We start from the raw sequence: 20,986 nt of genomic DNA, 5'->3' as shown, positions 1-20,986 counted from the left end.
GAGTGCCTTTCAAAACCTTGAAAACCCCTTCAGTCATTCCTAGATTTTCGGTATGGCTAAGAAAATCGTATCCGACGAACTCTGGTCCATTGTCGAGCCACTGCTGCCACCACCGACGCCCAGGCCACGCGGTGGCCGGCCTCCCATCTCCAATCGCGCAGCCTTGACGGGCATCCTGTTTGTGCTGCGCTCGGGCATTCCCTGGGAGATGCTGCCCCAGGAGATGGGCTGTGGCTCGGGTGTGACCTGCTGGCGACGACTGCGTGACTGGCACGAGGCGGGCGTCTGGGAGCGTTTACATCGGACACTGCTGGAACACCTGCACCACGCTGAACAGCTTGACTGGGAGCGGGCTTGCATGGACAGCGCATCCATACAGGCAAAAAAGGGGGCTCAGCCATCGGCCCCAACCCGACAGACAGAGGAAGACCCGGTACAAAGCGCCATCTTCTGACCGATCGTCAGGGGGTACCTCTGGCCATTCTGCTATCGGGAGCCAACATGAACGACAGTGTCCCTTTGGCGGCCTTGCTCGATAGCGTGCAGCCAGTGTCGTCGGGCCGACCAGGGCGGCCTCGACAGCGCCCTCGAAAGCTTCATGCAGACAAGGCTTACGATCATCGGCGCTGCCGCCGGTCGTGCCGGGCGCACGGTATCCAGCCCCGCATTGCCCGTCGAGGCGTGGAAGACAGTCAGCGGCTCGGACGTCATCGTTGGGTGGTCGAGCGAACCTTTGCCTGGTTGGGGCGGATGAGGCGACTCGCCACCCGCTATGAACGGCGTGTCGATATCCACTATGCCTTTACATTGCTGGGCTGTTCCCTGATCTGCTTGAACAAGCTTCAGGGGCGGTTTTGAAAGATACTCTAAGTGGTTGATGATCCCCTCTGATCCACCAAAACCTTAATCCTCCCAGAAGGTTGATAGATCGACGCCGTAGTTCTTCTCGGCCTCGGGGAGACCCATGCTGTAGGTCATGGTGGCCTTGCCCAGGAACGGAGATTCCTTGGTCTGTGGCGTCTTCTTCTTGTGCTTGGTGGTGTAGAGCATCCGGGCCCGCATCACCTCGAATGAATAGCCCCGGCCATCGCGGTTCTTGTCCTTGGCCAGCCGGTTGATCGACTCCGTGAAGGCGTTGGTGATTGGGATGTCGGTCTCGAAGTAGGTCAGCACCTCCTCACGCCAGCCACTGACGGCGCTAACGAGATCCTTCCAGACCTCCTTCTGCCCCTGCGGGATGCCGTCAACCCAGGCAGCCAACGCCTTCTCAGCATCCCGCCGGGTGGCACAGCCCCAGATGTGGTAGAACCGCTCCTTGTGCTCATAGGCTGCCAGGAGCTGGGGGAAGGCCCCTGTCCAGGTTTCCATGATGAGACGCTCGCGGTCTGAGACGTCGTGAGCCCGCTTCAGCAGGATCTTCCGGTCGCCCTTAAGGGTTCGTCGCTGGTTGGCCGTCAACTCCTTCCTGAGCCCCTTGCGGACCTTCTCCAGGGCTTCGTTGGCCATACGCACCACATGGAACTTATCGACCACAATGCGGGCCTGTGGCAGCACCGCCTGAACGGCACGGCGGTAGGGCTTCCACATGTCCATGCTGACGATCTCGACCTTGTCGCGCTCAGTCATGCTCATGAGCCGCTTCGTCACCGCGTCCTGCTGACGACCGGGCAGCAGGTCTAACAGAGTACGCTCCTCCAAGTTGGTCAGGATGCAGCGGTAGCGGCGATTCAGGTACAGCTCGTCGATGCCCAGGCAACGAGGAGTCTCGAAGCGGTGCCAAATCGCCAGGAACTCAGCCTTTTTCTTGAAGATTTCGCGTATGGTCTTCTCATCGAGGCCCGTGGTATCGGCTACATAGGCGTAGGGGTGGTTGAAGGCCTCCTTTTCAACATGGCTGTAAAGCCTCCGCGTCATGCGATGAGTGTCCACCATCTCGGGGAGCGTCGGACGGAATGTCTTTCCGCAGGCTCGACATGTGTACCGGCGACGGACCACCCAGAGGGTGACCCGCTTGCCGTGGATGGGTAGGTCACGATAGGCCACATCGCGCTTGCCGAACCTGACAAACTCATTCTCAACGCCGCATTCCTCGCAAGCTAGAGGCTCAGGAGCTTCGATCTGGTAGTGGAGATCATGCTCTTCCACCTTGGTGCCCAGGACGTGGTATTCCGGCAGGTGGAGAATGTTGTCAGAAAAGTACGTCATATCTTGGGCGTTTTCGTGGCAAGTATGTTTATCGGGATAGTGCCTGTTTGGCATTGAGGACGATGCCAGCTACATGGTGACGAGAATGCCGCCACTGACCTTGAGGCCGTGGATGATCCCCTGGTTGAGGGGACCGTTGAGCACGGCGGCGCCCAGCGCGAACAGCGACGGTAGAGCCTGCGTCGTGTGCTTCCCTTGTACTAATCACGGAGGGCAGGCCCCCTTGCGCTCCATCGAATGCAGCATGGGGTAGAGGGTCCTGGGGCTCAGTCGATAGCCGTGGGGCAAGGTCAGCGTCGGGTAGCCCCACATCATTCCCCAGACGCCTCCTGTGGCAGCGCAAGAGCCATCAGGGCGCTGGCCGCCACCAGAGCGGCCGAGATCCACAGACAGGCGGCCAGGCCATACACCTGGTACACCCAACCGGAGAGTAGTGTGCCGGCGAGGCGGCCCATGGCGTTGGCCATGTAATAGAAGCCCACGTCCATGGAGACGCCATCGGCGCGGGCATAGTGCACGATCAGGTAGCTGTGCCAGCTGGAGTTGACGGCGAAGAGCACGCCGAAGGCCAAAAGCCCCGTCACCAACCAGCCCACTTCGGCCAGGGGCAGCAGGGCCAGCAGCGCTGGCAAGCCGGCCAGGGCCAACGCCCAGAACACGGTGACGGCCCGCGCCCCGCCCTTGACCAGGCCGGTGAGGCGCGGCGCCTGGGTCTGCACCCCACCATAGCCGATCACCCAGATAGCCAGCAGGCCGCCCACCGTCCAATGGCTCCAGCCGTGCTGGTCGTAGAGGAACACCGGCAACGCCACCACGAACCACACGTCCCGGGAGGCGAACAGGCACAGCCGCGCCGCCGAGAGCACGTTGATGGCCCGGGACTTGGAGAACACCTCGGTGAACTTGGGCTTGCGCTTCTGGCGACCCAGGTCAGCCTTGAGCCTTATCAGCGACAGCGTCAACACCGCGACGAGCATCAATGCCATGGCGATGACCGCACCGCGGAAGCCGATCAGAGTCAGCAGCAGGCCGCCGAGGAAGAAACCGGCCCCCTTCAGCGCGTTCTTGGAACCGGTGAGGATCGCTACCCAGCGGTAGAGGGCACTGCCGGCACTAGGGCTGTCCTTGGGCACCAGCACCTTGACCGCGCTCTTGGCGCTCATCTTGTTGAGGTCCTTGGCGATGCCCGAGAGCGCTTGGGCGGCCATCACCCAGGGCACGGTTAGCGCCGCGGCGGGCACCATCAGCATGACCAGCGCGACGATCTGCAGGCCGAGGCCCACGTTCATGGTGCGGTTGAGGCCCAGGCGTGCCCCCAGCCAGCCCCCCACCAGGTTGGTGACTACGCCGAAGGCCTCGTAGAAGAGGAACAGCAGCGCCACCTCCAGCGGTGAGTAGCCCAACTGATGGAAGTAGAGCACCACCAACATGCGCAGGGCACCGTCGGTGAGGGTGAAGGCCCAGTAGTTGCCGGTGATCAGCAGGTACTGGCGCACCTCGAAGGGCAGCCCCTTCAAGCGGATCCCGAGCTTCCCTGCCTCAGACATGGCCCACCTGCTCACTCCCCACCTTCATCGCCAGCTCGGCGGTCCGGTTGGCGTAGCCCCACTCGTTGTCATACCAGGCGTAGAGCTTGAGCTGGGTGCCGTTGACCACCATGGTCGAAAGCGCGTCGATGATCGAGCTGCGCGGATCGGTACGGTAGTCGATGGAGACCAGCGGGCGCTCCTCGTAGCCCAGGATGCCGGCTAGCGGGCCCTCGGCGGCGGCCTTCAGAGCAGCATTGACCTCGTCCACCGTCACCTCGCGTTCGAGTTCGAAGACCATGTCGGTGAGCGAGGCGTTGGCCAGGGGCACCCGCACGGCGTGGCCGTTCAGCTTGCCCTCGAGCTCGGGAAAGATGGCGGTGATCGCCTTGGCCGAGCCGGTGGTGGTGGGAATCAGGCTCATGCCGCAGGCACGGGCTCGGCGCAAGTCCTTGTGGGGGGCGTCGAGGATGGTCTGGGTATTGGTGATATCGTGGACGGTGGTCATGGAGCCGTGGCGGATGCCATAGGTCTCGTGGATAACCTTGACCACCGGCGCCAGGCAGTTGGTGGTGCAGCTCGCCGCGGTGACGATGCGGTGTGTCTCAGGATCGTAGCGGTCGTCATTGACCCCCATCACCACGTTCAGCACGCCCTCTTCCTTCACCGGCGCGCTTACCACCACCCGACCGACGCCCTGGTCCAGGTAGGCCTGCAGTTTCTCGCGGGTCTTGATCTTGCCCGAACACTCGATGACAACGTCGCAGCCCGACCAGTCGCTGTCGGCCGTGGCGACCTTGGAGGTAAAAGCCAGGCGCCGACCGTCGATGAGGATGTCCGCCTCGGTGGCGTCGATTCCCTTTCCCGGTGCCCAGTGGCCATGCACCGAGTCGAACTCCAGCAGGTGGGCGAAGGTGGCAGCGTCACCGCCCGGATCGTTGATCAAGCCGATCTCGACCTCGCCCGATTCGACGGAGCGCCAGAGGCTGCGCAGCGTCAATCTGCCAATGCGTCCGAAGCCATTGATACCAATACGCAGAGTCATAGTTACCTCGCTTTGAATTTAGTCGTGGGTCTCGATGGATCGAGGTTCAGCGCTCGATGTCGTCGCGCTCCTGGATCTCCAGCCAGAGCAATAGCCGATGACGGATTTCGGCCAGCGCCTGCTCGTAGGCATCCCACCGCTCGATAAGGCGAGGATCGCGGATATCCCAGTAGAGATACTCATCACTGCTGCCCTGCCAGTCACGGCATGCCTGCTGGGCCTTGTCACAAAGCACGATCACCGAATCGAAATGCTCACCGGCGAAATCGCCCAGGGACTTGCTGGCGAGCCCCTGAGTGTCGATACCTAGCTTGCTCAAGGTAGCCAAGGTGATCTCATGGGGGCGATCCGGCTCGGAACCAGCGCTGAACGCCTCAAAGCGGTCTCCCGCCAGGTGACGTAACAGGGCTTCGCCCATCAGGGACCTGGCCGAGTTGGCATTGCACAGGAACAGAACACGTCGCTGTCTCATCAGTGGGCCCTCATTAATGCGGTTTTGCATATATGCGGATAGAGAGATGTTGTGTGCTGCTAGGACGTTCTACGCTTCTACCTTGAGTGCAGGACTTGACGCACCCCCAATAATTCCATATTTTTAGAAATATGGAAACATCAAACGTAATCGAGAGCTTTTCCGCTCTGGCCCAGGAGACACGCCTGGCGATCTTTCGCCTGCTGGTACGCCAGGAACCGGATGGGCTCGCCGCCGGTGAGCTCGCACGGCAGCTATCGGTGCCCCATGCCACGATGTCGGCGCACCTAGCTGTTCTGTCGCGGGCAGGTCTGGTGGTATCCCGTCGCCAGGGGCGCTCGATCATCTATCGTGCGAATCTAAACCACATGCAGGAAGCCATCCGCTTCTTGGTGCGCGACTGCTGCGCGGGGCATCCGGAGGTGTGTGGCCCCTTGGCGGAGTCCCTAATCGGTTGCACTCCGAATCAAGATAGGAAGTGAGACGGTATGCTCCCCCAGATCTATCACAACCCGAACTGTGGCACATCGCGCAATACCTTAGCGATGATGAAGGCCTCTGGTGAATCCCCCGAGATCATCGAATACCTCAAGACGCCTCCAAGCCGGGAACGGCTTGTGGAGCTGCTGGCGATGATGGGTATCTGCCCTCGGGATCTGCTGCGGCGCAAGGGAACCCCCTACGAGTCATTGGGGCTGGACGACCCGGCTTTGACGGATGAGCAGCTGATCGATGCCATGCTGGCGGAACCAATTCTGATCAACCGGCCGATCGTGGTGACACGGAAGGGCACCAGGTTATGCCGACCCTCGGAGACGGTGCTGGATCTCCTTGACCATCCAGTAGCGCACTTCGTCAAGGAAGATGGTGAAGTCATCCATTACCCAGGAATCGCGCCATGAGCGACATCAAGATGTTGGCAGACCTCCCCCATATTGATCCTTCGCAGTTGCGTTCCATCGACACGACACTGTTAGCAGGCCCCGAGGCCCCCCAGCATGCGCCACGTATTTTAGTGCTCTACGGATCCCTGCGTGAACGCTCCTACTCACGTTTGGTTGCCGAAGAAGCCGGGCGGCTGCTGCGTTGGTTCGGATGCGAGGTGCGAACTTTCAACCCCAGCGGCCTGCCCTTGCCGGATGATGCGGGGGCCGACCACTCCAAGGTTCAGGAGTTACGCGAGTTGGCCGAGTGGTCGGAAGGCATGCTGTGGGTCAGTCCCGAACGCCATGGTGCCATGACGGCCATCATGAAGGCCCAGATCGACTGGATTCCGTTGTCGCTGGGCGGTATTCGCCCGACCCAAGGCAAGACCCTGGCCGTGATGCAAGTTTCAGGTGGTAGCCAGAGCTTCAATGCAGTCAACCAGATGCGCATCCTCGGTCGCTGGATGCGCATGGTGACGATCCCCAATCAATCTTCGGTGCCGAAAGCTTTTACCGAATTCGACGACGATGGGCGCATGAAGCCCTCCCCCCTGTACCTTCGCATAGTGGATGTTTGCGAGGAGCTGACCAAGTTCACCCTGATGATCCGGGGACGAAGCGACTACTTGACAGACCGCTACTCTGAGCGAGTGGAAAGCGCAGAAGACGTTTCCCGGCGCGTGAACCAATGTGCCATCTGACAGGAGTCACACTATGACCGTACTCCAGGAATCCCAGGCCCCCAGCGCCTCCGAGGGCATGGGTCTCTTCGAGCGCTATCTCTCGGTGTGGGTGGCGTTGGCTATCGTCGTCGGGGTGCTGCTCGGCCAGTTTGCCCCGGCGGTACCTGAGACGCTGTCACGCTTCGAATATGCCCAGGTATCGATCCCGGTGGCGATCCTGATCTGGGCGATGATCTTTCCTATGATGGCGCAAATCGACTTCGCCGCCGTACTCGGTGTGCGCCGCCAGCCCAAGGGGCTGGTCATTACCACCTCGGTGAACTGGCTGATCAAGCCTTTCACCATGTTCGCCATCGCCTGGTTCTTCCTGATGGTGGTGTTCCGTCCGCTGATTCCGGAGCACTTGGCGAGCCAATACCTGGCCGGCGCCATTCTGCTGGGGGCCGCCCCCTGCACCGCCATGGTCTTCGTGTGGAGCTACCTGACCCGCGGCGACGCCGCCTACACCCTGGTGCAGGTGGCCCTCAACGACCTGATCATGCTATTCGCCTTCGCGCCCATCGTGGTCTTCCTGCTCGGCGTGTCGAACATCCAGGTGCCCTGGGACACCGTGGCGCTATCGGTCTTTCTCTATATCGTGATTCCGCTGGCGGCCGGCTACCTGACCCGGCGTACCCTGATCGCCCGCCGCGGCAGCGAGTGGTATGACAACGTCTTCATGAAGAAGGTGGGGCCGATCACCCCCATCGGGCTGATCATTACTCTGGTGCTGTTGTTCGCCTTCCAGGGCGACGTGATCTTGGCTAACCCGCTGCATATCGTGCTGATCGCCATCCCGCTGATCATCCAGACCTTCCTGATCTTCTTCATCGCCTACGGCTGGGCCAAGGCGTGGAAGGTGCCCCACAACGTGGCGGCCCCCGGGGCGATGATCGGTGCCAGCAACTTCTTCGAGCTGGCCGTGGCCGCTGCCATCGCCCTATTTGGCCTGCATTCCGGCGCGGCGTTAGCCACTGTGGTAGGGGTGCTGGTGGAGGTGCCAATCATGCTCATGCTGGTCAGAATCGCCAACAACACACGGGACAGATTCCCCGAATAATAAAATCGGCCCGTGTTCCTGTAACACGGGCCTCAATGCGTGATCTGAAAGTCAACGCCTAGCCGAGAAGCTACGTGATCAGGGTAGCCTGGTCGAGCCATCACCCAGCGTAGTCCCTCTTGTCCTGGCCAATTCCACAGCTTCCCGAGCATGAACCAGGTAGTCCGGTTCTCCTTCGCTTTATCAACGGCGGCCAAGTAAGCGGCTATGGCTTCAAGTGTGGTTATGTAGGGCCTATCAACCAGTTAATCCGTTGTGAGTTTTGCTTGTCGCCCACCTTTCAATTTCGCATAGCAACCAGATAATCCGGATACCCACATAATGATAGAAAGAAGGCGCTTTCTCATGAGGTTACCGCCTTGCTTGCATTATCCACCGGCTGACTCCTAGCCCAAGCCATCAGGGCCAAGCCGGCGGCGATCATGGGCAAGCTCAGCAGTTGCCCCATGGTCAGCCAACCAAAGGCAATGAACCCCAGCTGCGGATCCGGTTGGCGCACGAACTCCACGCCAAAGCGGAAAGCACCATAGAGCAACAGGAACAGGCCGGATGTCATGCCGCGCTGACGTGCCCGGCTAGAAAACCACCACAGGACAATGAATAGGATGATGCCCTCCAGGGCGAATTCATACAGCGCTGAAGGGTGACGTGGCTCCGGGCCCAGCCCCATCATGGGCGGCCATACCATCGCCCAGGGGACGTCGCTGATGCGCCCAGGCAACTCATGATTGATAAAATTGCCGATACGCCCGGCGCCCAGGCCGATCGGCACTAGCGGCGCGATAAAGTCGGTCAGTTGAAAGAAGGCCAGCCGGTGTCTGCGAGCAAACAGCCAAGCTGCAACCAGCACACCAATGAGGCCGCCATGGAAACTCATCCCCCCTTCCCAAACTTTGAACAGCCACAAGGGGTTGGCAAGCCACCGCTCGAACCCGTAAACCAGGACGTAACCAACACGTCCGCCCACTATGACACCGGCAGCGCCATAGAAGATCAGATCGCCCACATCATCGTGACTCAAACCTATACGGTGGGCACGGCGACGCCCCAGCCACCAGGCGGCAGCGAGGCCGACTACGTACATCAGCCCGTACCAATGAACTTGGACCGGCCCGACGGCAATGACTACAGGGTCGATCGAAGGATACTGAAGCATGAATCCTACCTTTTAGGTTTTACTTGCCAACTGGGGCGTCGGGCTTGTGCTTGAGAGGATGTGGTACAGGTACGACTACGGCAGCTTATGAGGAGACGTAGTGCGCACCATGACCACTAACGAAGTGAGCTTTCAGCCTGCCCGGTCACGAACGCCATTTCTCAACTTCCCGCATGACCTTCTCGACATCCTCTGAGGTGATATACCCCGTATGCTTGTAACGAATGATGCCATCAGCATCGACGAGAAAAGTCTCTGGTACGCCATATACACCTAGATCGAAACCCAGGTCGCCGTTGGGATCGAAGATGTTGACTTCGAAGGGATTGCCGAACGTATCGAGAAACTCCTGCCCCTTGGCCCGGGTATCCTTGTAGTCGATACCGATCAGCCTGACGCCATGCTCAGCCAACGTCAGCAGCTGGGGCATCTCTTCCTTGCAGGTAGGGCACCACTCGGCCCAGACATTCACCAACGTGACTTCTCCCTGCAGCAGCGACTCATTGACGCGAGCGTCAGGATCCTCCAGCGTCGATAGCGTAAAGGCGGGAAACTCCTGAGCCAGCAGTGCCGAATCACGAGCACTGGGGTCCATCGCCAAACCACGGTAGAAGAAGAAACCCAGCCCCAAGAAGATCAGTAAAGGCAAGAGCAGCAGCAGTCGGCGTTTCACGCATAGCCTCGCAGGTTAAAATGGCCTCACTTTGGAGGTAAGCGTCCTTGGTTTCGGTCGCAGGCACCATACTGCTGCTCAGGCATGACGCACTTGCCTTGACCGAGATTCAGGAACAGGTTCTATTGGGAGTACATGGCTGTGTGGCTGGAAGCGACGCAGTCGTAGCGAATTTACCAGGACGAAGATACTGGACAGGCTCATGGCCGCAGCCGCCAGTATCGGGTTGAGCAGGAAGCCGGTGAACGGATACATCGCCCCTGCCGCTACCGGAATCAACGCCACGTTATAGCCATAAGCCCATGCGAAGTTGGACAGAATGGTTTTGCGGGTGCGTTTGGATAGAGCCGTGGCATTGACGATACCTCTCAGATCGCCGCGCATGAGCACGACGTCGCCGGCCTCGATCGCGATGTCGGTACCCGTACCGATAGCAATGCCCACGTTGGCTTGCGCCAATGCCGGCGCATCGTTGATGCCGTCGCCGACAAACGCCGTATTGTGGCCGTCGGCCTGCAGCCGCTTGATTTCGTTTGCCTTCTGGTCCGGCAGCACTTCGGCGAGCACCTTCTGAATTCCCACCTGCCTAGCGATGGCCTCGGCCGTGGCGCGATTGTCACCCGTGAGCATGGCCACCTCCAGGCCCTGCGCCTTGAGTGATGCAATAGCCTCGACCGAGCCCTCCTTGAGCGGATCGGCCACAGCGATAATGGCTGCAAGCTTGCCATCGACTGCCGCATACAGCGGGCTCTTGGCCTCCCTAGCAAGCGCAGTGGCACGCCCTTCCGCCTTGCCTAGCTCGATGCCGAGCAGGCTCATATAACGGTCAGCTCCTACATTGAGCTTATGGCCGTCGACGTCGGCCTCGATGCCAAAGCCAGGTTCGGCCTGGAAGTGGCTGATGGATGGCAGGTCCAGGCCCCGGTCTTTCGCACCACGTACAATCGCTTCGGCAATGGGATGCTCACTTTGCGCTTCGACCGCGGCGACCCATCGGAGCACGTCGTTTTCCTGCCCTTCGAGCACAACGAAGTCCGTCAGTTCGGGGCGTCCCATAGTCAACGTACCGGTCTTGTCCAGTACGATCGTGTCTACCTTGGCCAGCGTCTCCAGTGCCGCCCCCTTACGGAATAGCACGCCCATCTCTGCGCCTTTACCGGTCCCCACCATGATCGCGGTTGGCGTCGCCAGACCCATAGCACAGGGGCAGGCAATCAACAGCACACTGACGGTGGTGACAAAGGCGAAAGCCAGCGCCGGTGTTGGGCCGAAGCCGAGCCACACGGCAAACGTGATCACCGCAATCGCGAGCACGACCGGCACGAAGATCCCGGCAATCTTGTCGGCCAGCTTCTGGATCGGCGGTTTTTCTGCCTGGGCCGATTCCACCATCTTGACGATCTGCGACAGAACCGTGTCGGCACCGACCCGGGTGGCACGGAACGTCAACGCCCCGTTTTTGTTGATCGTTCCGCCAACGACCTCACTGTCTTTCTGCTTGACGACCGGCACCGGCTCCCCGCTGATCATCGATTCGTCGACGTAGGAGTGGCCTTCCTCGACAATGCCATCGACAGGGATACGCTCCCCGGGGCGAGTCAGGATACGGTCTCCCGGCACGACGGCCTCGATCGGGACTTCCACTGTGTCGTCATCACGAATGACGCGGGCCGTCTTTGCCTGTAGCTGCAGAAGCTTCTTGATCGCCTCGGAGGTGCGGCCCTTGGCGACATGCTCGAAATACCGGCCCAGCAGGATGAGGGTAACGATGACCGCGGCCGCCTCGAAGTAGCTTTCGGCGGTCCCCGCGGGGAAAAAGCCGGGAATCAGGAGCGCAGCCACAGAGTAGAAATAGGCGGCACTTGAGCCAATCATGACCAGGCTATTCATCCCCGGGTTCGCATGTCGCAATTCAGCGAAGCCCGCCCGATAGAAGCGTGCCCCGGCATAGAACTGGACCGGGGTGGTCAGCAACCACTCGATGCCCATCCAACCGCGGTGCGGCATGATGCTAGTGAAGATCGCTTCCAGAGCAGGAATCATCTTGCCCATGGCAATAAACACGACCGGAATCGTGAACGCTGTCGCAAGCAGCACCTTGTTGCGAAGCTGGATGCCCTCCCGGTCCTCACGCTCGGTCTGCGCGTTCTCCCCCTGGTCCTGCGGCTCATAGCCGGCGTCGCGAATGGCATGATGGATGCGCGGCAGCGTCACCGCATCAGGCAAGAAGCGCACGAATGCCTTCTGCGTGGTGAGGTTCACGCTGGCCTGGACAATGCCTGGCAGCTTCTCGATGGTGCGTTCAACACGCGAGACACAGGAACCACAGGTCATCCCGATGATGGGAATCTCGGCGGTTTCGATTACCGGCTGGTAGCCGGCCTCTTCAACGGCATGGGCTACCTGGCTGGGATTGGCACGCTCTTCGAAGGCAACCGTGGCCTTTTCGGTCGCCAGGTTCACTTGCGCATCCGTGACGCCGGGCTGCTTCTTGAGGGCGCGTTCCACGCGACCGACGCAGGAGGCGCAGGACATTCCCCGGATACTGATATCGACTCGCTCGGCCATGCAGAACTCCTGGCAGTACCGCTCATGTTAATAAGGTTCGGATGGCTGGCGACTTTCTCGCCAGACCAAAAGGCGGAATAGAGGGGGGTTTTATTTGCCGTCGGTGATCGCTTCGACAATGGGACACCCTTCCTGCATGGGCCCCTCGCCTGAACATTCGGAGAGCGTTTTCGAAAGTACCGTCTCGATTCTTGAGAGATGCTTGATCTGTTCTCTAATTTTTATCAACTTCTCTTCGGCAATCCGCTTGGCTTGCGCCCGATCGCCATTGGCATCCTGCAGAATCAGCAACTCGCGAATCTCGTCGAGGGTAAAGCCCCATTGCTTAGCCTCGAGAATGAACTGCAGTCTGTCTACATGCGCTTCGGGGTAGCGGCGATAGTTCGACTCCGTTCGCTGGGGCTTCGGCATGAGCTGCTCTTGCTCGTAGTAGCGAATCGCCTGGGGGGCAATGCCGCAACGCTCGGCCAGTTGCCCGATACTGTAGGTTGTCATCAGTACCTCCTCAGCGACACTGCAGGCGGCCCGACGCAGCCGAACCGCCTGATGGCATTCTGTTAATTACTTGGGCTGGCGTACGACACGCAGATATGGCGTCTTCTCGTCCCAGCCTTCAGGGAAGCGCTCTTTGGCTTCCTCCTCCGACAGGGAGGGGACGATAATGACGTCTTCGCCGTTCTGCCAGTCGACGGGCGTGGCCACCTTGTGCGTGTCGGTCAGCTGAAGCGAATCGATAACGCGCAGGATTTCATCGACGTTGCGCCCGGTGCTTGGTGGGTACGTCAGCATAAGGCGTATCTTCTTGCTGGGGTCGATAATAAAAACAGTGCGCACCGTCACCTTGGGATCGGCTTTGGGATGAATCATCCCATAAAGCTCTGCGACCACCTGGTCGTCATCGGCCAGCAACGGGTAGTTCAGCGCCGCACCTTGGGTAGTCTCGATATCCTTGGCCCAGCCGGTATGGGAATCCAGCGGATCGACGGACACACCAATCAACTTGGCACCACGCTTGTCGAACTCGCTCTTGCGCTTGGCAAATGCGCCAAGCTCTGTCGTGCATACAGGGGTATAGTCGGCCGGGTGGGAAAACAGCACGGCCCAGCTATCACCAAGCCATTCGTGGAAGCTGACGGTGCCCTCCGTGGACTCTACCGTAAAATCGGGCGCTATCTCTCCAAGCTGTAAAGTCATCACGCTATCCTCACGTTGGGGTTGGATGATGCATTGCCTACGTTACCCTTAAAGTGAACTTTAAGGTCAACCCCCTGATGGAAGGTTCTGTATCGCACCAGGCGAGTAGTTGCCCAATGTGCTTGACCTCCGGGCAGGGCCCAGGTTTTATGCTAGCGTGTTGTATCCAGCCATCAATCACCTTGATCGGCCGATGCGCATCTCTTCACTGTCTCAGGAAGTCCTAGCTTGGATTCGCTCTCGTCTATCGGTTTGATTGGTGCTTTTGCCGGCGGGTTGATCTCCTTCTTCTCCCCTTGCACGTTACCGCTCCTGCCGGGCTATCTTTCCGTCGTCACGGGCGGCAGCGTCAATAAGCGGGATAAGAAGCTCGAAGCACTGATACTCAGCGTCTTCTTTGTCACCGGTTTCACGCTGGTATTTATCATCCTGGGGCTAGGTGCCAGCTCGCTCAGTCAGTTCCTGCGTGGTTACCGTCAGGAACTCAACTGGATTACAGGCTCGGTGGTCATCCTGCTGGGGATCTTCATGACCGGCCTGCTCAGCATGTCGGTCTTCCAACGCACACTGCAGTTCAATCCCCGATTCCAGGGCGGCTCCCCGCTATCGGCTACAGCGTTTGGCGTATCATTCGCCATTGGCTGGACGCCCTGTATCGGCCCCATCCTCGGCGCGATACTGATGGCCACCTCCAATGCCGCCAATGCGCAGCATGGAATGATCTATCTGAGCATGTACTCCACCGGGATGGCTTTGCCCTTTCTGGCGAGTACGCTCTGCATCAACAGCCTCAGCCGCCATAGCAAGAAGCTTGGCAGATGGAGCGCCTATACCCGGCCGATTGCCGGTACGATCCTGATTCTCATGGGGATAGCCATCGTCTCGGGCACCATGACGCGTCTCTCCAGCTTCATGGTCGATCTATTTCCCTCTCTGGCGACGCTGGGGTGAGCGGAAATAGCGTAGCATGGAGAGAGCGAAGCGCTTGACTCCTATTGATAATAGCTACGCGATCAGGACAGCCTCAAGCGGGTACGACCTTGTAGCCCAGTTGGTCCAAGCGACTTTCCAACTGCTCAGGACTCACTTCATTCGTATTGAAGCTGACCGAGATGCTCTGCTCGTTCGCGTCTGCTTTCACTTCATGCACCCCGTCCAGGCGGCGTAGGGCATTGCTGACGCGGGCCTCGCAGCCCTCGCAGTGCATTTTCTCATCGCCAATCACACGGTATAGAACCTGTTTGGTCATAGGTGCACCTCGCTACGTATCGAAAAACTGGACGCAGCTGCTTATGTAGACGATTCCTGCGCGGCCTTGACCTTTTCTTAATTCAGGACATGATACGAAGCCGGAATGGCCGCGCCACCAGTGCTCCTTTAGGCACGTTCCAAATAGTGTACGCTAAACAAGCCATCAGTGTCGGTCCAGCAGGAACGCGCTTCAAACCCCGCACGTCCCGCCAGTGCCTGAAAGCCCTCGATCGTGTACTTGTAGGAATTCTCGGTATGAATCGTCTCACCCTTCTGGAAGCGGAAACGCTCTCCTTCAATGGTGACGACTTGAGGCAACCGACTGACCAGGTGCATCTCGATACGAGACAGCTCTTCATTGAAGAACGCCTGATGGGCAAAATGCCGGGGATCGATCTCGGCATTCAGCTCATGGCGTAGCCGTTCCAACAGGTTCAGATTAAACGCTGCTGTCACACCTGCCTCATCATTGTAGGCAGCTTCAAGGGTTGCCTTGTCCTTGATCAGGTCGATACCTACCAATAACCCACTGCCCGTGGGCAGCAAAGAATGCAACCCGCGCAGGAAATTTTCGGCGCTCTGTGGATCGAAGTTGCCAATGCTTGAGCCAGGAAAGAAGCCGACGGGTCGCTCGCAGTAAACCCCGTCAGGTAAGGCCATGTTGCAAGAGAAGTCAGCACAGGCTGCGTGAACCTCAAGCCATGGATAATCGGCAGCCAGACGACGCGTACTCTCAAGGAGAAATTCACGCGAAATATCGATGCCCAGATAGCTTGAAGGTCGCATGGCTTCCAACAGGAGACGCACCTTACGGCTGGCACCGCTGCCGAGTTCGATCAAGGTCGCCTCATGCCCAGCGATTTCCGCTATGTCAGCGGCAGCGGCAGCAAGAATCAGCTCCTCGGTTCGTGTCGGGTAATATTCCGGCTGTTCACAAATCTGATCGAACAACTCGGAACCACGCTGGTCGTAGAAGAACTTTGGCGAGGCGAACTTTTGATCGGCTCTAAACCCCATCAATATTTCATCGCGAAGCGAGGTTGCTGCCGGAGTCGGGTGCAAATCGTGGAATTTTACGGCCAGGGTCATGGTCAGCTCTCCTTAGCAAGACGGAAACCGGAAAACGCCCAACGGGCATGTGGCGGGAAAAAATTACGGTAAGTGGCGCGAATGTGATCGGCCGGCGTCGCGCAGCAGCCACCCCGCAATACCATCTGGCCGGACATGAACTTGCCGTTGTACTCACCCAGGCTGCCCGGCAGCTTGCGAAATCCTGGGTAGGGCCGGTAGGCACTGCCGGTCCACTCCCAGACATCCCCGAACATCTGTCCCGGCACGTCCGCTGGCTGCGCGGCCGCGACCGGCTGCAGATGGTCCTGATCGACGAAGTTGCCCTGGATGGGCACGTCCCGGGCCACCGTTTCCCACTCGGCCTCGGTAGGAAGGCGCGCCCCGGCCCACTGGGCATAGGCATCGGCTTCGTAGAAGCTGACGTGACACACCGGCGCATTCATGTCGACCGGCACCAGCCCCCCCAAGGTATAGTGATGCCATACCCCGTCCCGCTCTACCCAATAGAGCGGCGCCTGCCACCCCTCGGCCTTGACCGTGGCCCAGCCATCCGACAGCCAATAGTCGGGCTTGTCGTACCCACCCGCCTGCATGAATGCCAGAAACTCGCTATTGGTCACCGGACGGTCGGCAATCTGGAAAGCCTCGACGAACTGACGGTGGCGTCCCATCTCATTGTCGTAGGCGAAGCTTTTCTCGGCCTCGTCATGACCAATGTTCCTCACCCCAGCCGGATAGGCGTGCCAGCCAAGCTCGCCCACGTCACGCGCAGGTGGCGGCGTCAGGTCATTCCGGTAAGCCGGGCACAGCGGGTTCTGGGCCAGGATGTGCTTGATATCCATGAACAGCAGTTCCTGGTGCTGCTGCTCATGCGGCAGGCCCAGCTCGAGACGTCGAAGAATCTCGGGTAGGTGTTCCTGCGGCGGGTCGCTAAGCAGCTCTGCCATGGCCCGGTCGATATGCGTACGATAGCGATACACATCATCCACGGTGGGCCGCGAGATCATGCCACGCTCAGGGCGGGGGAATGGTGTGCCGTGGGTCACGTAGTAAGAATTGAACAGGTAATCGTACGCAGGATCGAGAGTCTGATAGGTAGGATGAAAGGGTTTCAGGATGAAGGCTTCGAAGAACCAGCTGACATGGGCAATGTGCCATTTTGGCGGGCTGACATCCGGCATGCTCTGCACCATATAGTCTTCCTTGTGCAGAGGCGCGCAAATTGCCTCGGTGACGGCACGAATCCGTTGGTATGTGCGCAGCCACTCCTTGGTGTGAAGGCTGTCAGGCGTGTCGATAGCCAAACCTTGAGCAGTTGACATAAGTGACTCCCTCCTAAGTAATGCTCCATTGAACTTGCTCAGGCAGGCCAGACCTGCCAGCACCTACAGGGCAAAGCGTATCGAGTCGGTGAATATCATGAGCGTCTCTGCGCCAAGCCCCCCGACGACCAGCAGCAAGCCAGCCACGACCATGGTGGACCGTGCCCACTGGCCCATCAGCACATGCACGACGGGGCGGGCATCGCTAAACATCATCGAGGCCGCGATGCGCAGGTAATAAAAAAGCGAAACCACCGTGTTGACGGCAGCCACGAAGGCCAGCCAGGTGTATCCCCCTTCGATCGTGACGCTGAACAACATGAACTTGCCAAAAAAACCAATCAGCGGCGGGATGCCCACCAGGGATAACAGCGACGCAATCAGTATCGTTGCAGCAATCGGTGCGTTTCTGGCCAGCCCCTGATAATCCTCCAACGCGGTACGTCCTCTCAGATGCGTAACCACGGCAAAGGCCGCCAGGTTGGCAATGACGTAGGTTGCAAGAAAGAACACCAGTGCGGTCAATGCCTGATCGCTAACCCCCATCACCACGATCGCCATCAGGGCATACCCGGACTGGGAGACCGATGACCAGCCCAGCAGACGCCGTACGTCCGTCTGACGCAGTGCAGCCACGTTACCCAGCGTCATGGTCATGACAGAGATCACGGCAACGATGGCTCGCCAGGCGATATCCGGCGGCATAAGCGACATGAAGCGGGCCAACGCGACAGCAGCGCCGACCTTGGGGATCACCGTCAAAAAGGCCGCCGCCGGTGCCGGAGAACCCTGGGCCACATCCGGCATCCAGGCATGGGCCGGAAAGGCGGCCAGCTTGAAGGTCAGACCCAACACGATGCAGGCCGTGGCGATGGTCAGCGCCAGGTTGTCACTGCCTTCGGCGAATCCTTGAGCAATTTCCGGATAGCCGGTGTTACCGGTCAGGCCGAACACCACCACCACACCGATCGTCAGCAATGCATTGGTCAAGGCACCGATCAGAAAGTACTTCATGCCAGCTTCCAGCGCGGGCGCCCAGCCACGGTGATAGGCGGCCAGCGGGTAACTGGCTACCGAGGACAACAGCACGCCTAGCACCAGCTCCATGGTATCGCTAGCTGACGCCATCATGATGACGCCCAGCAGAGCGAACAGCACCAACGCGTAGTATTCGCCATGTCGGCGATCGGTCCGCATCCACTCAGGAGACATGGCAACGACCAGTGCACCGGCGATCAGTACCACCAGCTTGCTGGAGATTGCCACGCCATCCAGAGCCCACACACCGGAGAACGTCAGCCTTGGCGGTCCACTCCACTGCGCTAAGGTCAGCACTACACAGAGGGCAATCGTGAGCAGGGCCAGCACGGCTGCCCAGTGGTGGTGCTGTTGCCGAGTAAACGCAGCGAACAACACAATAACTACGGCGCCGAGCGTTAGACTGATTTCCGGTAGGACGTCACCGATAGGCATCAGGGCCCCCCCACCAGCAGCGTCGCAGAGGCTTCGATCAGTGTCAGCAAGAACTCCGGCGCTATACCGATGATCACGAAGCCTGCCGATAGCACCGCGAGCACACCCCACTCAACCGCATGAAGATCCTCAAAGTGAGCCCAGCGCTGTGGCAGCGTTCCGAAGAACAGCTTCTGCAGCATCTGCAGGAACAGCGATGCCGTGACCAGAATGCCCAGCACGCCAATCACGGCTAGCCAGGGGTAGACGTCAAAGGTGCCGGCAAAGATGTGAAATTCCGCCACGAAGCCGGCCAGGCCAGGAAGGCCCAGGCTGGCAAACGAGGCGAGAACGGTGAACGCTGTTAGCAGCGGGGCCTGCCGGAGCAGTCCACCATAGCTATCCAGATCGTACTCCTGAGTGCGCTGCCAGAACGAGCCACAGATCAGAAACAACGCCCCGGTAATCAGGCCGTGGGCCACCATCTCTACCGTCGCCCCCACCAGGGCCAGCTCGCGGGCGTACTCTGTATCCTGAATCAGGGCACCGGCCACCGCGATCCCCAGCACCGTGTAGCCCATGTGGTTTATCGAGGTATAGGCAATGCGTCGCTTCAGATTTCTCTGACCCAATGCCACGAAAGCCCCATAGAGAATCGATGCGACAGCAAAGAGAGCGATGATCAGGGCGTAGCGGGCAAAGGTCTCTCCCATCATCGAGTAAGGAATGCGGATAATGCCGTAGGTACCCATCTTGAGCAGCACCCCAGCGAGAACCGCCGAGGCCGGTCCGGGAGCATCGACATGCGCTTGGGGCAGCCAGGTATGCACGGGCACGATGGGGGTCTTGATGGCGAAGCCGATCATGAGGGCGAGGAACACGAGACCAGCGGCCACACCCCCTCCCGCCAATGGCTGCTGCTCGATCAGTACTCGCATATCAAACGTATGCGGCTCGACCGACAGATAAAGCCCGATGATCGCCAGCAGCAGTAGCAGCGAGCCGCAGAAGGTGTAAAGGAAGAACTTGAACGCGGCAAGCTGCGCCTGGCCGTGCCCCCAGCGGCCGATCAGGAAAAACATCCCCACCAGGCTCAGGTCGAAAAAGACATAGAAAAGCAGCAGGTCCAGCGCGAGGAAGACGCCAAGCGACACGGACTGCAGGAAAAGCATCCAGGCATAGTATTGCCGAGGCTGGTTCTGCGTATCGACGGGGTAGGCGATACTGGCCGAGAAGACCAGGGCACTCATCGTCGCGACAGCCAGCGCAATGCCGTCCACGCCTAGCCGGTATCCCATGCCCAGGCTGGGTACCCAGGGTACCTCTTCGACAAACTGAAATAGTGCGCCTTGCGTATCGAACTGCAGCCAAGCCCAGGCCAGCAAGAACACAGGCAACAGGGAAACCCCAACGGCAAACAGACGAGCCGTGGTCTCTGTCCAGCGGCGTGAAACGGCGATGACAAGGGCCCCCAGCATGGGGAGCCCCAAGGTTGCAGTCAAAATCAAAGGAGCGCTCCTATGCCCAGGATTAGCAGGATCACGGCGAGTCCTGACGCGATACCGGTGTAATAATGATGCATCTGTCCGGTGTGGGCCTGGCGCGTTACTTGACCCGCCCAGTCGACGCCTTTCGCCAGCAGGCCCGTTGCGCCATCGAATGCCCCTTCGCCACGTTGATCACCCACCCTGGCCAGCCATACGCCAAAACGGGCGCTAGCACGAATGCCGGCATCCACGGCGCGATCATCGAAGCGTGCCAGGCCATGGCTGAACCGCATGACTGTCTCCACACCCTGTTCCGCCAGAGCCGGCAGACCAATCCAGTTCGCCATAGCGGCACGCTTCTCGCTCTGCCGGCTCTGGCTCGACACTTCACGGCGCACCGCCCAAAACCCAACACCAATGCCCAGCGCCACCAACAGTAGCGACAAGGTCAATTCCCACAATTTGGTTTTAGGAAGCTGGATCGACAGCAGGTCAGCAAGGGTGCTTCCGACACCGGGCCACCAGAGTCCCGACAGCACGAGCGTGCCTGCCGAGAGCAGGTAGAGCGCACCGGCTTCCACCGCAGAGTGCCCTGGTTGGGATGGAGCCGTTCTCGTGCGGCCATGTAGCCCCCGCCCGAATGCCAATAATTGAAAGCGTGTCGCATACAACGCGCTAAGCCCCCCAGCGATGGCGGCGATCACGGCCAGCCAGGACGCCGGATGACCAGCGGCAGTGATGATCTTCTCCTTACTCCACGCTGCACTCAGCGGGATAACCCCTGCCAGCGCCAGACTGGCGACCATGGTCGCCGCTGCAATCCCAGGAAGCAGGCGCCCAAGACGCATCGTATTTA

Annotated in this window: 20 protein-coding genes and 1 pseudogene; 6 read left to right on the top strand and 15 right to left on the bottom strand. The window is 59.6% G+C overall.

Translation table 11 applies throughout. The features are described from left to right. Nucleotides 1–52 precede the first annotated feature (52 nt). A pseudogene (locus tag BM194_RS19895) lies at nt 53–858 on the top strand (IS5 family transposase). A gap of 45 nt (nt 859–903) precedes the next feature. On the opposite strand, the gene BM194_RS19890 reads toward BM194_RS19895, so the two are convergent. The 4 genes from BM194_RS19890 to BM194_RS19875 form a co-directional block, all read right to left on the bottom strand. Next, a complete protein-coding gene (locus tag BM194_RS19890) occupies nt 904–2,205 on the bottom strand; it encodes an ISL3 family transposase (protein ID WP_092850570.1) in 1,302 nt (433 codons plus the stop codon). 311 nt (nt 2,206–2,516) lie between these two features. Beyond that, entirely contained in the window at nt 2,517–3,752 is a 1,236-nt protein-coding gene (arsJ, locus tag BM194_RS19885; RefSeq protein ID WP_008958323.1) for an organoarsenical effux MFS transporter ArsJ, read from the bottom strand. After that, nucleotides 3,745–4,776, bottom strand: a complete 1,032-nt coding sequence (locus BM194_RS19880; protein ID WP_008958324.1) for an ArsJ-associated glyceraldehyde-3-phosphate dehydrogenase — start codon at nt 4,774–4,776, stop codon at nt 3,745–3,747. Before BM194_RS19880 ends, arsJ begins: the two co-directional genes overlap by 8 nt. 46 nt (nt 4,777–4,822) lie before the next feature. Next, nucleotides 4,823–5,248: an arsenate reductase ArsC gene (locus BM194_RS19875; RefSeq protein ID WP_092850567.1), complete on the bottom strand. Its 426-nt coding sequence runs from the start codon at nt 5,246–5,248 to the stop codon at nt 4,823–4,825. Nucleotides 5,249–5,379: 131 nt separating this feature from the next. Between BM194_RS19875 and BM194_RS19870 the strand changes: the two genes are divergently transcribed. Genes BM194_RS19870 through arsB form a run of 4 tightly spaced genes read left to right on the top strand, consistent with a single transcriptional unit; the run spans nt 5,380 to nt 7,956 of the window. Then, nucleotides 5,380–5,730: an ArsR/SmtB family transcription factor gene (locus BM194_RS19870; RefSeq protein ID WP_092850565.1), complete on the top strand. Its 351-nt coding sequence runs from the start codon at nt 5,380–5,382 to the stop codon at nt 5,728–5,730. Between the two features lie 6 nt (nt 5,731–5,736). Beyond that, nucleotides 5,737–6,150 carry an arsenate reductase (glutaredoxin) gene (gene arsC / locus BM194_RS19865; protein ID WP_092850563.1) on the top strand — a complete coding sequence of 138 codons (414 nt, stop codon included), beginning with the start codon at nt 5,737–5,739 and terminating at the stop codon, nt 6,148–6,150. 11 nt (nt 6,151–6,161) lie between these two features. After that, complete coding sequence (gene arsH / locus BM194_RS19860) at nt 6,162–6,875, top strand: arsenical resistance protein ArsH (RefSeq protein WP_092850574.1); 714 nt, start codon at nt 6,162–6,164, stop codon at nt 6,873–6,875. Between the two features lie 13 nt (nt 6,876–6,888). Next, nucleotides 6,889–7,956 carry an ACR3 family arsenite efflux transporter gene (gene arsB, locus BM194_RS19855; RefSeq protein WP_092850561.1) on the top strand — a complete coding sequence of 356 codons (1,068 nt, stop codon included), beginning with the start codon at nt 6,889–6,891 and terminating at the stop codon, nt 7,954–7,956. A gap of 343 nt (nt 7,957–8,299) precedes the next feature. Here the strand turns inward: arsB and lgt are convergent, their stop codons facing one another. The 5 genes from lgt to BM194_RS19830 form a co-directional block, all read right to left on the bottom strand. After that, entirely contained in the window at nt 8,300–9,112 is an 813-nt protein-coding gene (lgt, locus tag BM194_RS19850) for a prolipoprotein diacylglyceryl transferase (protein ID WP_092850558.1), read from the bottom strand. Nucleotides 9,113–9,257: 145 nt separating this feature from the next. Beyond that, nucleotides 9,258–9,785 (bottom strand): DsbE family thiol:disulfide interchange protein, encoded by a 528-nt coding sequence (locus BM194_RS19845; RefSeq protein ID WP_092850556.1) that lies wholly within the window; start codon nt 9,783–9,785, stop codon nt 9,258–9,260. Nucleotides 9,786–9,863: 78 nt separating this feature from the next. Then, nucleotides 9,864–12,353, bottom strand: a complete 2,490-nt coding sequence (locus tag BM194_RS19840; RefSeq protein WP_092850555.1) for a heavy metal translocating P-type ATPase — start codon at nt 12,351–12,353, stop codon at nt 9,864–9,866. Nucleotides 12,354–12,443: 90 nt separating this feature from the next. Then, a complete protein-coding gene (locus BM194_RS19835) occupies nt 12,444–12,848 on the bottom strand; it encodes a heavy metal-responsive transcriptional regulator (RefSeq protein ID WP_092850552.1) in 405 nt (134 codons plus the stop codon). 66 nt (nt 12,849–12,914) lie between these two features. Beyond that, on the bottom strand, nt 12,915–13,547 hold the full coding sequence (locus BM194_RS19830; RefSeq protein ID WP_092850550.1) for a peroxiredoxin: 633 nt from the start codon (nt 13,545–13,547) through the stop codon (nt 12,915–12,917). A 228-nt stretch (nt 13,548–13,775) separates the two neighbouring features. Between BM194_RS19830 and BM194_RS19825 the strand changes: the two genes are divergently transcribed. After that, on the top strand, nt 13,776–14,498 hold the full coding sequence (locus tag BM194_RS19825) for a cytochrome c biogenesis CcdA family protein (RefSeq protein WP_092850547.1): 723 nt from the start codon (nt 13,776–13,778) through the stop codon (nt 14,496–14,498). A 73-nt stretch (nt 14,499–14,571) separates the two neighbouring features. Here the strand turns inward: BM194_RS19825 and BM194_RS19820 are convergent, their stop codons facing one another. From BM194_RS19820 to BM194_RS20735, 6 genes are all read right to left on the bottom strand, one after another. Then, entirely contained in the window at nt 14,572–14,796 is a 225-nt protein-coding gene (locus BM194_RS19820; RefSeq protein WP_092850545.1) for a heavy-metal-associated domain-containing protein, read from the bottom strand. Between the two features lie 128 nt (nt 14,797–14,924). Beyond that, nucleotides 14,925–15,887 (bottom strand): L-histidine N(alpha)-methyltransferase, encoded by a 963-nt coding sequence (gene egtD / locus BM194_RS19815; protein ID WP_092850543.1) that lies wholly within the window; start codon nt 15,885–15,887, stop codon nt 14,925–14,927. Nucleotides 15,888–15,889: 2 nt separating this feature from the next. Next, entirely contained in the window at nt 15,890–17,191 is a 1,302-nt protein-coding gene (egtB, locus tag BM194_RS19810) for an ergothioneine biosynthesis protein EgtB (RefSeq protein ID WP_092850541.1), read from the bottom strand. 63 nt (nt 17,192–17,254) lie between these two features. Further along, entirely contained in the window at nt 17,255–18,664 is a 1,410-nt protein-coding gene (locus BM194_RS19805) for an NADH-quinone oxidoreductase subunit N (protein ID WP_092850538.1), read from the bottom strand. Further along, nucleotides 18,664–20,151: a complex I subunit 4 family protein gene (locus BM194_RS19800; RefSeq protein WP_218155380.1), complete on the bottom strand. Its 1,488-nt coding sequence runs from the start codon at nt 20,149–20,151 to the stop codon at nt 18,664–18,666. Before BM194_RS19800 ends, BM194_RS19805 begins: the two co-directional genes overlap by 1 nt. Then, nucleotides 20,148–20,986 (bottom strand): NuoL/Nad5 family protein (locus BM194_RS20735; RefSeq protein WP_422730644.1); only part of this gene is annotated, 839 nt, incomplete at its 5' end. The genes BM194_RS20735 and BM194_RS19800, both read right to left, overlap by 4 nt.

The sequence above is a fragment of the Modicisalibacter xianhensis genome (assembly GCF_900113605.1).
Lineage (GTDB): Bacteria > Pseudomonadota > Gammaproteobacteria > Pseudomonadales > Halomonadaceae > Modicisalibacter > Modicisalibacter xianhensis.
This window is presented reverse-complemented; position numbering and strand designations above follow the sequence as displayed.